The following is a 12,667-nucleotide window of genomic DNA, read 5'->3' as shown; positions in this document are numbered from 1 at the left end:
CTCCCTGGAATTAGCAAAGGCTGCCCTAATTTCTTTGGGTACCCTATCCTCGATCACCGGGTCGCCGCTACCACGCCCCCTTCTAAGGAGTCCGATGCCCGCAGACACCGCGCAACCGGCGGCGGGAGGCCCGGACGGATTCGTGCCGTTTCCCGCCGATCGAGCCGCCGTGTACCGGGCGGCCGGGTATTGGACGGGCCAGGCCGTGGACACGATCCTCACCCGTGCGGCGCGGCGCTGGCCCGACCGGCTCGCCGTGCTCGATGCGCTGCCGGGTGCGCGACTCAGCTACGCCGAACTCGACGAGCGGGCCGACCGCGCCGCGGCGGGCCTGCGCGGCCTGGGGATCGCGCCGGGCGATCGGGTCCTGCTGCAGCTGCCCAACGGCTGCCAGTTCGCGGTGGCGCTGTTCGGGCTGTTGCGCGCGGGGGCGATCCCGGTGATGTGCCTGCCCGGTCATCGGGCCGCCGAATTGGCGCACTTCGCCGCCCTCGGCGAGGCCAGCGGGCTGTTGATCGCCGACACCGCAAGCGGTTTCGACTACCGGGCGATGGCGCGCGACCTCGCCGGGGACAACCCCGCGCTGAAGCACGTCATCGTCGACGGCGACCCGGGGCCGTTCGTCTCGTGGGCGCAACTGTGCGAATCGGCCGCCCCCTCGCCGGCACCGCCCGTCGACCCGGAATCGCCTGCCCTGCTGCTGGTTTCGGGTGGCACCACCGGCCTGCCCAAGCTCATCCCCCGCACCCACAACGACTACGTGTTCAACGCGACCACCAGCGCCGAGGTCTGCCGGCTCACCGCCGACGACGTCTATTTGGCGGTTCTTTCCGCGGGCCACAACTTTCCGCTGGCCTGTCCGGGCCTGCTCGGCGCGATGACGGTGGGCGCTGCCACCGTGTTCGGCACCGACCCCAGCCCGGAGGCCGCCTTCGCCGCGATCGACCGGCACGGCGTCACGGTCACCGCCGTGGTGCCGGCGCTGGCGAAGCTGTGGGCGCAGGCCTGTGACTGGGAGCCGGTGACACCGAAAACGTTGCGCCTCTTGCAGGTTGGCGGGTCCAAGCTGGAACCCGAGGATGCCCGACGGGTGCGCGAAACGCTGACCCCGGGCCTGCAGCAGGTGTTCGGGATGGCGGAGGGGCTGCTCAACTACACCCGCCTGGACGATCCGCCGGAAGTCGTCGACCACACCCAGGGCCGGCCGCTGTGCGCGGGTGACGAGTTGCGCATCGTCGACGCCGCGGGCGCGCCCGGCGACGAGGGCGAGCTGCTGGTGCGCGGACCGTACACGTTCAACGGCTACTTCCGCGCCGAGCGCGACAACGAGCGCTGCTTCGATCCCGACGGTTTCTTCCGCAGCGGCGACCTCGTCCGCCGCCGCGCAGACGGCTACCTGGTGGTCACCGGCCGGGTCAAGGACGTCATCTGTCGCGGCGGCGAAACCATCGCCGCCGCCGACCTCGAGGAGCAGATGGTCAGCCACGCGGCGATCTTCTCGGCCGCGGCCGTGCCGCTGCCCGATCCCTACCTGGGCGAAAAGATCTGCGCCGCCGTCGTGTTCAACGGCGAACCGGTCAGCCTGGCGGAGCTGAACGCCCACCTCGACCGGCGCGGCGTGGCCGCCCACGCCCGGCCCGACATGCTGGTCGCGCTGCCGTCGCTGCCCACCACGCCCATCGGCAAGGTCGACAAGAGGGCGATCGCCCGCCAGATCGTCGGCGCCGACTGACCGCTGACTGACGTCGTGCGCCCGCCCGGTGCGTGGTGCTACGTTCGACGGCGGGACGAAGGAGCGCGATGGTGGAGTCCGGGTTGTGGGGTTTTCTGACGCTGCTTTCCCTTGCGCTGGCGCTGGTGTTCGTGGCCGTCGCCGCGGTGTTCGTCAAACGGCTGGGCGACCGGCCGACCACCCCGATCGGCGAAGAGATCGGCAGCGCCACGGCGGTGACGAAAAAGGTGCGCAACCGCGAACCGATGTCCGCCGACGAGTTGGACTTTGCGCGACGGGTCGTCGCCGCCCGTAGCTCCCCGATGGCGCTGTGCATCCCCGGTGCCCTGTTCATGGTGGGCTGCTTCTACGTGTTCGGCAGCCTCTACCACCTGCACGGAGCGACGCCCTCGGAGCGGACGTTTCTCGGCGTGTTCCCGATGTTGGCCTCCATCAACTTCACCGCTCAGATTCTGCGCAGCGCGCGGCTGAAAAGGCTCCTGCGGAAGATGTCCTGACCCACCCGAGGGTGTCCATTGGGCACAGGACCGTCTACTATTTGCACTTGCATGAGCGTCGGCAGAGCGAAAACACGAGGTCTCGGGACCTCGGCGGGGAGGTGGTCGGGTGAGCCCTCGTTCGGCCGGCAGGACTGTCCTGGCGCGAATCTGGATGCCGTTGGTCGCCGTCGTCGCGGTCGGGGTGGGCGCGGTGTGCATGTGGAAGGTGCACCAGTTCTCCGCTCCCCCGCCCGTCATCACGGTCAATGGCCCGGCGGCGCCCGAGCAAACCACTCCCAAACAGCTCACGTATGAGTTGTTCGGGTCCCCCGGCGACGGGGGAATGCTCGTCTACCTCGACATCGACGGGCATCCGCATCAGGTCAATCTGACGACCCTGCCGTGGTCGCACACGGAAACGACCACGCTCACCGTGGTGTCCGGCAGCATCTCGGCGCAGGTGCACGGCGGTCAACTCGGTTGCCGGATGCTGGTGAACGGCGTTGTCCGCGACGAGCAGTCCGATAGTCACGGGGACGCGCACGTCATGTGCAGGGTGAAGTCCGCATGAGCGAGCCCATGATCGAACGGCGGCCCCAGCGACCGTTCATCCCCCGCATGGTTCGCGTCCTCGCGATACCCATCATCGCCTTCTGGGCGCTGCTGGCCGTGTCGACCAACACGTTCATGCCGCAGGTCGAGAGGGTCGCGGAAGAACTTGCGGGGCCGATGGTCCCGCACTACGCGCCGTCGCAGCGGGCGCTGCTGCGCATCGGCGAGAAGTTCCACGAATCCAATTCGACCAATCTGACGATGCTCGTGCTGGAGGCCGACCGGCCGCTGGGCGACGTGGACCATCGCTATTACGACGACCTGGTGCGCCGGCTGAAGCGCGACCCCAAGCACGTGCAGTACGTCATGGACCTGTGGGGCAAGCCGATCACCGCGGCGGGAGCGCAGAGCGTCGACGGCAGGGCCGCGTACGTGCTGCTGCGCCTCGCGGGCGACATCGGCCAAATGGAGGCAAACTATTCCGTCAACGCCGTGCGCGACATCGTCGCGAAGGACCCCGCGCCGCCCGGGCTCAAGGTCTACGTCAGCGGCGCGGCCCCGCTGGCGTCGGACACCGTGGCCATCGCCAATTCGAGCCTGAACAACATCACCATCGTGACGATCATCCTCATCGTCACGATGTTGCTCCTGGTGTACCGCTCGATCAGCACCCTGCTGGTGCCCCTCCTCGGGGTCCTGATCGAGATGCTGGTGTCCAAGGGCGTCATCGCAACCCTCGGGCACCTGGGCTACATCGAGCTCTCGTCGTTCGCCGTGAACATCGTCGTCGCGCTGACCCTGGGCGCGGGGACCGATTACGGCATATTCCTGATGGGCCGCTATCACGAGGCGCGACAGGCCGGCGAAAGCCGGGAGGATGCGTTTTACATCGCGTACAAGGGCGTCACGCCGATCATCGTCGGCTCGGGGCTGACGATCGCGGGCGCGTGCTACTGCCTGACCTTCGCGCGGCTCAACTACTTTCACACCATGGGGCCCGCCGTCGGCATCGCCATGCTGTTCACCATCGCGGCGGCGCTGACGCTCGGGCCGGCGATATTGACCGTGGGCAGCCTGTTCGGGCTCTTCGACCCCAGGCGCAAGGCCAAGGCGCAGCTGTATCGGCGGATCGGGACCAGCGTGGTGCGGTGGCCGGTGCCGATCCTCACGGCCAGCGCCGCGGCCGTCCTGCTCGGGGCGATCTTCGTGCCGACGTACCGGCAGAACTACGACGACCGCGCCTACCAGCCCCACAACGCCCCCGCCAACCGGGGTTTCGCGGCGGCCGATCGGCACTTCCCGAAGAGCAAGCTGTTCTCCGAGATGCTGATGATCGAGACCGATCACGACATGCGGAACTCGGCCGACTTCATCTCGCTGGACCGGGTGGCCAAGAGCCTCATTCGCCTTCCCGGCGTCGCGATGGTGCAAAGCATCACCAGGCCCCTGGGCCGGCCCCTGGAACATGCCACCCTGCCCTACCTGTTCACCACGCAGGGCAGCGGGAACGGCCAACAGCTCCCGTTCACCAAGCAGCAGAACGCCAATACCGACCAGCAGGCACAGATAACGCAGCACACCGTCGCGGTGTTGCGCAAGGAGATCGTCTTCTTCCAGGGCATGTCCGACGAGTTGCACAAGACGGTCCTCACCGTCGAGGACCTGCAGAAGATCACTGACGAGATGAACCAGGAGATCGCGAACGTCGACGATTTCTTCCGGCCCGTCAAGAGCTACTTCTATTGGGAGAAGCACTGTTTCGACATCCCCATCTGCTGGGCATTCAGGTCGCTGTTCGACGGGTTGGACAACATCGACCACCTGGCCGCCGACATCAACGACGCTAAGACGTCCCTCGAGGCCGTGGATCGGCTGCTGCCGCAGGTGATAACCCAGCTGAAGCTCACGGCCGACGACTCGGAGGCATTGGCCGCCCTGTTGGTCAGCAGCTACGGCCAGTCGGCCCTGCAGTCGACGGCGACGGACCAGACATTCGACGACCTGGTCAATGTCGGACTCGACTTCGACCGGTCCCGCAGCGACGACTTCTTCTACATCCCGCACGAGGGTTTCGACAACGACGACGTCAAAACCGGTATGCAGCTGATGATGTCGCCCGACGGCAGGGCCGCCCGGTTCATCGTCACCCACGAGGGCAACGCCATGGGACCCGAAGGGGTGCAGCACGTCGACCAGTTCCCCACCGCGATCACCACGGCGCTGAAGGAGACGTCGTTGGCCGGCGCCCGGGTCTACATCGGCGGGTCGGGGTCGAACGACAAGGACATCAAGGAATACGCGGCGTCCGATCTGCTCATCGTGGCGATCGCCGCGTTCGTGCTGATCTTCTTGATCATGTTGTTCCTCACGCGAAGTCTGATGGCCGCCTTGGTGATTCCGGGCACCGTCGCGTTCTCCTACGCCGGGGCGTTCGGCCTCGCCATCCTCGTCTGGCAACACCTCATCGGCCTGCCGCTGCACTGGTTGGTGCTGCCGCTGACGTTCATCATCCTGGTGGCGGTGGGGTCGGACTACAACCTGCTGTTGATCGTCCGGGTCAAGGACGAGCTGCACGCCGGGTTGAACACCGGTCTCATCCGCGCGCTGGGCAGCACCGGGGGTGTGGTGACGTCCGCGGGATTGGTGTTCGCGTTCACGATGCTGGCGATGCTCACCAGCGACCTGCGGACCGTCGGCCAGGTTGGTTCGACGGTGTGCATCGGCCTGCTGCTGGACACGCTGATCGTGCGTTCGTTCGTGGTGCCCTGCATCGTCAGGATCCTCGGGCCGTGGTTCTGGTGGCCCACGCTGGTGCGTTCGCGCCCGCTGCCGCATGGATAGTCACACCTGCCACGTGAGTACCGTCAGCCGGCCATGCGGTGATTCCCATTTGCACTATCACCGGCGCTAGCACAAATCAAGACCACCTGTTGGTCGGCCGCGGATTACGCGATGCGATCAATGGTGGCCAGTTGCCCCGCCAGCTGTTCACGGGCGATTTCGGCATCGTAGTGAGCCTGCATGTTGATCCAGAACATGTCGCTCAGTCCGAGCGCGCGGGAGAGCCGCAAGGCCGTGTCGGCGCTGATGCCGCGCTTGCCATGCACGATTTCGTTGATACGGCGCGGCGGCACGTCGATCGCCTTTGCAATCCGGTACTGCGAGATACCAAGCGGATCAAGGAATTCGGCCTTAAGGATCTCGCCGGGGTGGGTCGGTGCGAAGTCTGCCATTGTGTTTGCCCTTTCTAGTGATAGTCGACGAGTTCGATGTTCCCGGCGCCGCTGGAACTCCACGTGAAGCAGATGCGCCACTGGTCGTTGACGCGGATGCTGTATTGCCCGGCACGGTTGCCGGCCAGCTTCTCGAGTCGGTTGCCTGGGGGCACCCGCAGGTCGTTAATGCTCTCGGCAGCGTTGATGAGAACGAGCTTGTTGTATGCGAGTTTGCTGAGTTCCGGACTGAGTTTCCTGACGTAGCGGCGCTGCCAGATCGCCTCGGTGTCCTTGTCCCGGAACGAGCGAATCACTCGACCAATGATAACGCCAAACATTATTAACGTAAAGCGTTATCACATGCCGCCTAGAAATTCAGGCCCGAGAACATGATTCGGCCGGGGTCGTACTTCTGCCGCACGGCGACCAGCCGGGGCAGGTTCGGGCCGAAGTAGCGTGACGGCGGCTGGTTGGCCTCGATGTAGTTCACATACCCGCCCACCGAATACTGTTGCACCGCTTGATGCGCCGTGTTCAGCCAGCTGGTCGCGGCCGCCGGGTCGCCGGTTTCCACGTACCACTGCACCAGCGCGGACTGCCGGCGCCACGGAAACGCCGTCGCGTCCGGCGCCACGCTGGCCAGCGCCCCGTCGAGCGCGTGCATGATCGCCAACATGCGGCCCGCGTTGCGGGGAAAGGCGTTGACCGCCGCGGCGATGCCCTGCGCGACGGCCGCGTTGACGGTGGGAAAGACATCGGACCCGCCGACGTACCCGAGCGGCGACGGGTTGAGGTTTCCGACGGCGAGGTAGTTCACCAGGTCCATGTAGTTGAACGTGTGGGTCTCGGTGCCGGACGGTTGCATTCCCACCGCCTGGGTGATGGCGGCCGCCGCGTTGTTTCCCGACCCCGCGGGGCAGGTGGCCAGGATTCGGCAGTGCGTGCCCATCCCGTCGACGGTGGCGTCGGCCAGCGCCCAGCTGTTGCGGTCGGCGGTGCGCAGCCAGTTCTGCCAACCGACCAGCACCTGCGCGAACGACTGCGGCGGGAAGTTGAGGTTCACGACGTCGACGTCCCTGGTGGGGAACGTGGCGAAGGTCAGCGCGGTCGTCACGCCGAAGTTGCCGCCACCGCCGCCGCGCAGCGCCCAGAACAGGTCGGGGTTGCTGGCCGCGGACGCGGTGACCGCCTGGCCGCTGGGCAGCACCACCTGCGCCGACGTCAACTGGTCGGACAGCAGGCCCGCATGCCGGGATTGGGCGCCCATGCCGCCGCCCAGGGCGTGCCCCGCGGCACCGACCGACGGGCAGGTCCCCGTCGGAACCCCCCGGCCGGCCGCGGCCAGCGTGCGGTGCATCGTGTACAGGCTCGTGGCCGGCGTCACCGTGACCTGCCCGGTGGCGGCGTCGTAGTGCGCGTCACCGGGCAGTTGGCGCAGGTCGAGCACCATGGCGCCGTTCGCCGTCGACGCCCCGATATAGGAGTGCCCGCCGCTGCGCGGGGCGACCTTGAGGTTGTTGGCGGCGGCGAACGCCATCGCCTTTTGCACGTCCGCCGCCGATTTCGGGGTGACGACCGCCGCCGGCGTGAAGCCGTTGTAGTTGGTGTTGAAAACCTGCTTGGCCCCCGCGAATTGCGGACTGCCCGGCAGCAACACCTCCCCGCCGAGGGCGGTCGAAAGCCCTTCCCAGCCAGTGGGATTCGGAGCCGCGACGGCCCGCATCGAACCGATTCGGCCCGACGAAAGAACCGCGCCGGCGGCCAACGCCCCGGCGGCGCCCCGCAGAAACGCCTGCCGCGAGATCTCACGCGCCATCGTCGGGCTCCCGCGATTGCGTCATGTTCCGCATTCTCGACCACGGCAACCGCGACGCCGCATGACGTGTCGCGGGGTGACCGAAACGTGCCCGGACCGTTACCCGCCCGAGGTGCGGCGTTAGGCGTACATGGCCTCGATCCGCTCGGCATAGGCGGCGGCGATCGGTTTGCGCTTGAGTTTGGCTGTCGGCGTGTAGAAGTCGCCGCCGGGTTCCCACGTGTCGGGCAGGATCGTGAACCGCTTGATCTGCTCGACCCGCGAGAGTTTGGCGTTTGCGGCTGCGACGCCCCTTTCGATTTCCGCGCGCACGACCGGATCGGCGGCCAGGGCGGCGACCGAGCCGTCGGCGAGCCCGTGCCTGGCCGCGAACCGGGCCGCGGCCTCGGCGTCCAAGGTGATCAATGCGGTGTTGTACGGACGCTGTTCGCCGATCACCGCGACAGCCCCGACCAGCGCGCAGTTGGCCGTGACCGCGTTCTCGATGTTGGCCGGCGACATGTTCTTGCCCGCCGCGTTGATGATGATCTCCTTCTTGCGATCGATGATGGTCAGGCGGCCGTCGCGGTCGATCGTCCCGATGTCGCCGGTGTGCACAAAGCCATCGGGATCGATTGTCTCCGCGGTCTTTTCGGGATCCTTCCGATAGCCGCGCATGGCGGGAACCCCGCGCGCGAGCACCTCACCGTCCGGGGCGATGCGCAGCTGGACGCCCGGGGCCGCCGCGCCGACGGTTCCGACCTTGACCTGGTTGGGCCGGGTGAACGCGATGGCGATCGGGAACTCCGACATGCCGTAGCCTTCGCACAGCGGCAGGCCCAGCCCGAGGATGAACTCGTGGACGTCGCGCGGGATCGGCGCGGCGCCGGTGATCAGGACGCGCGCGTTGCCCAGCCCCAGCCCGGCTCGAATCTTTGACAGCACAAGGCGATCGGCGAGCGCATACCGCAATTCATCGACGACGCTGGGCGAGCGGCCGTTCAACATGACGCGCCCGCGCCCGACTCGCATCGCCCAGTCGGTCAGCCGCCGCTTGAGCGGGTGCTGGTCGGCGATGGCCGCCTCGACGCCCGCCTTGACCTTGACCCACACCCGAGGGACGCCGAGGAACGCGGTGGGGTTGACCCGGGTGAGGACCTCGAGCACCCGGGCCACCTCGGGGACGGTCGTGATCTGCATTCCGTGCAGGTGGTTTTGGTAGTGCACGAAAAGCCGGTTGGCGGCGTGCGCATCCGGGAGGTAGGACACGACGGTGTCCGAGTGATCGAGGCCGCCGAATTCCGCCGCCAGCGCCGCGTTCGCGAGGACGTTGGCATGGGTGAGCTCCACCCCCTTCGGCGGGCCGGTGGTACCCGACGTGTACACGATCGTCAGCAGGTCGTCGCGGCGCACCGCTCGCCAGACCGCGTCGAAGTCGAAGCCCGGGGCCGGACGGTCCTCGATCTGTCCCAGGCCGATCGTGCCGTCGGGTCGGCCGTCGACGCACACGACGTGCTCCACCTTGCCGCCGAGCTCCCTGGCCGCCCGGATCAGCGGCAGGAATCGCCGCTCGCAGATCACCACCCGGTTGTCGGCGTTGTCGAACTGGTAGCCGATCGTCTCCGGCGGGTTGGTGTTGTACACCGAGAACGGTGCGGCACCCAGATGAAAGGCCGCGGTGTCGCACAGGTGGAACTCGGGGCGGTTGGTCATCATCAGCGCGACCGTGTCGCCGGGGCCGACACCGAGATTCGCCAGTCCCGCGGCGATCCTTCGCACCCGTTCGGCGTACTGGCGCCAGGTGATCTCGACGGTGCCGTCGGCGGTGCGCAGCGCGACGGCGTCGGGCTGCTGCGCCGCGGTGCGCTGAAACGCCGCGCACAGCGTCGACAAAACGCCCACGGTTGTCTGCGTCATGGCTACCCCGCCTCGACTTCGTTGTGTCGCACCGGGTCACCGATGCCGTCGAGGATGGTGCGGGTGACCAGGTCCGGGTCATCCCACATCGGCGCGTGGCCGCAGTCCGCAAGGGTGACGTGTGTCGTGTGCGGCGGCAGTTGGTCGGTGCACCGCATGCTGCGGGCCCGCACCATGCGGTCATGGGTGCCGAACGCGACGGTGACCGGCACCGTGACGCCCTGCCCGCCCTCGAACCGGGTCCGTCTGCCCACCCGCAGGACTTTGCGCAGCGTCGGGGCGGACCGGTGCAGGGTGTCCAGTAACTCGATGGCGTCCTCGGCCGCGATCCGTCCCGGGTGCCGGAAGACCAGCGACAGCGCCGCGCAGCGCACCGACCGGCGCTCGAACAGCCGCCGCGCCGGTGTCTGGCACAGCCGGCCGGCGCCCAGCCCGAGGGCGAACTGCGCGCGGGTCAGCAACGGCATGCGGGTCGCCCACAGACCGGCGGGCGCAAGGGCGACGACGGAGCGCGCCAGTCCGCGTTTGGCGGCCTCCAGCGCCATCCAGCCACCCATCGAGTTGCCCGCCATGTCGACCGGTGTCGGAATGCCCAGGCGAGTCAGTTGGGCGGCCAACTGCTCCATCGCCCAGTCCATGGTGGGTTCCACGCCGGGCACCGCCGGGGTCAGCCCGAAGCCGGGAAAGTCGAAGGCGAGCACGCGGCGCCGGGCGGCCAGTAGGTCGATGACCGGTTCCCAGCTGCGCACCGATGCGCCGCCGCCATGCAACAGTACGAGGGGTTCGCCTGTGCCGCAATCGATTCGATGCCACTCGCTCATGCCGCGTCCCTTCGCAAGGTGTCGGGAACGACGAATCGCGAACCGTAGCGTGCGGCGAGCTCGTCGGCGCGCCGCACGAACGCGCACCGTCCGCCGGCGTAGCCGTCGACGAACCGGCGGACACCCCCGGTCCATGCCGGGTAGCCGATGGCGAAGATCGAGCCGATGTTCGCGTCGGCGTCCGAGTCCATGACGCCGTCGTCGAACACCCGCTGCGTCTCGATCGCCTGGATGAACGTGAGCCGGTCGATGAGGTCCTGGAATGGAGCCTCCAGCTGCGGCCTGCTGCCGAACACCGACCGCAGCCCGGGCCAGATCCGGGTGCGCCTGCCGACCTCGTAGTCGTAGAACCCGGCGCCGCCGAGTTTGCCTGTGCGGCGGTGCTTCTCGATCATCGTCTCGAGCACCTGCAGCGCGACCTCGCCGGCCTCGGTCGGCTTCTTGCCCTCGGCGGCCAGGCCGGTGACCACCTCCTGCTGGATCGTGCGCATGGTGGTGAAGTTCAGCTCGTCGGCCAGTTGCAGCGGCGCCGCCGGGTAGCCGGCCTGGTGGCCGGCCTGCTCGATGGTCGCCGGGTCGACGCCCTCCGCGAGCATGGCGCACGCCTCGTGCAGGAACGTGGCGAACACCCGGGAGGTGAAGAAGCCACGGCTGTCGTTGACGACGATCGGGTATTTCTTGAGCGCGAGTGCGTAGTCGACGGCCCGGGCGACCGCCTCGTCCGAGGTCTTCTCGCCGCGAATGATCTCGATCGGGGCCATCTTGTCGACCGGAGAGAAGAAGTGGATCCCGATGAAGTCCTCCCGCCGCTTCACCCCGGCGGCCAGCGTGGTGATGGGCAGTGTCGAGGTGTTGGAGCCGAGCAGGGCGTCGGGCTCGACCATGTCTTCGATCTCGCCGAAGACTTTGTGCTTCAACGCCGGATCCTCGAAGACCGCTTCGACGACGAGGTCGACGCCCGCGAAATCCGCGACGTCGCCAGTCGGATGTATTCGGGCAAGCAACGCCTTCGACTTCTGTTCGGTGGTGCGCCCTTTCGCCACTGCCCCCGCCTCGAGCCGCTCGGAGTGGGCCTTGCCCTTCAGCGCGGCCTCGAGCGAGACGTCCTTGAGCACAACGTCGATGCCCGCTTTGGCGGTGACGTAGGCGATTCCGGCCCCCATCATGCCCGCGCCGACGATGCCGACCTTGCGGATCTCGCGTTTCGCGATGCCGGCCGGACGCGATCCGCCGCCTTGCACCTTCTGCAGGTCGAAGAAGAACGCCCGGATCATGTTCTTGGCCACCGGGCCGATGACCAGGCTGGTCAGGTAGCGCGACTCGATGAGCTCGGCATTGGCGAAGTCAACCTGCGCACCCTCCACCGCGGCGGCCATGATCGCGCGCGGCGCCGGCATGTTGGTGCCCTTGATCTGCTTGCGCAGGTTGGCCGGGAACGCCGGCAGGGCCGCCGCGAACGTCGGCGTCGACGGTGTGCCGCCCGGGATCTGGTATCCCTCGACGTCCCACGGCTGCCTGTTGCGGTCGGGGTTGGCCGCGATCCACGCCTTTGCCGCGGGAATCAATTCGTCGATGCCGCCGACCAGCTCGTCGACGAGGCCGACCCGCTTCGCCTTGGCGGGCCGGTAGGCGTTGCCCTGCAACAGGATCTCCATCAGCGCGCGCTGGATGCCGAACATCCGCACCGTGCGCACGACACCGCCACCGCCCGGCAGCAATCCCAGCTTGACCTCGGGCAGTCCGATCTGCACACCGGGTGAATCGACGGCGATCCGGTGGTGAGTGGCCAGCGCGATCTCCAGGCCGCCGCCGAGCGCCGCCCCGTTGATCGCCGCGACGACCGGCCTGCCGAGCCGCTCCAGCCGGCGGATGTCGCGCTTGAACTCCGTTGCGGTGTCCATGATCTGCCGCGCGTCGTCGGGACCCACGTCCAGCAGCAGGTTCAGGTCCATGCCGGCGAAGAAGGTTTTCTTCGCGGAGGTGAGCACCACCCCGGTGACGTCGTCGATCTCGGCTTCGAGCCGGTCGACCGTCGACCGCATCGACGCGAGGTAGGCCTCGTTGACGGTGTTGGCGCTGCCGCTCGGGTCGTCGATGGTGAGCACGACGATCCCGTCGGCGTCGCGCTCCCAACGAATGATGTTGTCGGTCATGAT

The 12,667-nt window shown here is 67.7% G+C and carries 10 protein-coding genes; 4 read left to right on the top strand and 6 right to left on the bottom strand.

The window, feature by feature from the left end; all coding sequences use genetic code 11:
• Window positions 1-94: 94 nt before the first annotated feature.
• The 4 genes from AC5Y6X_RS12530 to AC5Y6X_RS12515 all read left to right on the top strand — a co-directional run bounded on the left by AC5Y6X_RS12530 (window position 95) and on the right by AC5Y6X_RS12515 (window position 5,604).
• A complete protein-coding gene (locus AC5Y6X_RS12530; RefSeq protein ID WP_499986749.1) occupies window positions 95-1,732 on the top strand; it encodes a (2,3-dihydroxybenzoyl)adenylate synthase in 1,638 nt (545 codons plus the stop codon).
• Window positions 1,733-1,800: 68 nt separating this feature from the next.
• Window positions 1,801-2,229: a hypothetical protein gene (locus AC5Y6X_RS12525; RefSeq protein WP_499986748.1), complete on the top strand. Its 429-nt coding sequence runs from the start codon at window positions 1,801-1,803 to the stop codon at window positions 2,227-2,229.
• Window positions 2,230-2,383: 154 nt separating this feature from the next.
• Entirely contained in the window at window positions 2,384-2,782 is a 399-nt protein-coding gene (locus tag AC5Y6X_RS12520) for an MmpS family transport accessory protein (RefSeq protein WP_324680970.1), read from the top strand.
• Entirely contained in the window at window positions 2,779-5,604 is a 2,826-nt protein-coding gene (locus AC5Y6X_RS12515) for an MMPL/RND family transporter (protein ID WP_499986746.1), read from the top strand. Before AC5Y6X_RS12520 ends, AC5Y6X_RS12515 begins: the two co-directional genes overlap by 4 nt.
• 104 nt (window positions 5,605-5,708) lie before the next feature.
• On the opposite strand, the gene AC5Y6X_RS12510 is transcribed toward AC5Y6X_RS12515, so the two are convergent.
• From AC5Y6X_RS12510 to AC5Y6X_RS12485, 6 genes are all read right to left on the bottom strand, one after another.
• Window positions 5,709-5,996 carry a HigA family addiction module antitoxin gene (locus AC5Y6X_RS12510; RefSeq protein WP_499986745.1) on the bottom strand — a complete coding sequence of 96 codons (288 nt, stop codon included), beginning with the start codon at window positions 5,994-5,996 and terminating at the stop codon, window positions 5,709-5,711.
• A 14-nt stretch (window positions 5,997-6,010) separates the two neighbouring features.
• Window positions 6,011-6,292: a type II toxin-antitoxin system RelE/ParE family toxin gene (locus AC5Y6X_RS12505; protein ID WP_499986744.1), complete on the bottom strand. Its 282-nt coding sequence runs from the start codon at window positions 6,290-6,292 to the stop codon at window positions 6,011-6,013.
• 53 nt (window positions 6,293-6,345) lie between these two features.
• Window positions 6,346-7,794: an FAD-dependent oxidoreductase gene (locus AC5Y6X_RS12500; protein WP_499986743.1), complete on the bottom strand. Its 1,449-nt coding sequence runs from the start codon at window positions 7,792-7,794 to the stop codon at window positions 6,346-6,348.
• Window positions 7,795-7,914: 120 nt separating this feature from the next.
• Complete coding sequence (locus AC5Y6X_RS12495; RefSeq protein WP_499986742.1) at window positions 7,915-9,690, bottom strand: AMP-dependent synthetase/ligase; 1,776 nt, start codon at window positions 9,688-9,690, stop codon at window positions 7,915-7,917.
• Window positions 9,691-9,692: 2 nt separating this feature from the next.
• Complete coding sequence (locus tag AC5Y6X_RS12490) at window positions 9,693-10,511, bottom strand: alpha/beta fold hydrolase (protein ID WP_499986741.1); 819 nt, start codon at window positions 10,509-10,511, stop codon at window positions 9,693-9,695.
• Window positions 10,508-12,664 carry a 3-hydroxyacyl-CoA dehydrogenase NAD-binding domain-containing protein gene (locus AC5Y6X_RS12485; protein ID WP_499986740.1) on the bottom strand — a complete coding sequence of 719 codons (2,157 nt, stop codon included), beginning with the start codon at window positions 12,662-12,664 and terminating at the stop codon, window positions 10,508-10,510. The genes AC5Y6X_RS12490 and AC5Y6X_RS12485 overlap by 4 nt, the downstream gene beginning before the upstream one ends.
• Between the last annotated feature and the right edge of the window lie 3 nt (window positions 12,665-12,667).

The organism is Mycobacterium sp. NGS26 (assembly GCF_059813025.1).
Note: the sequence above shows the minus strand (reverse complement) of the source record. Positions and strands in the feature narration are given on the sequence as shown.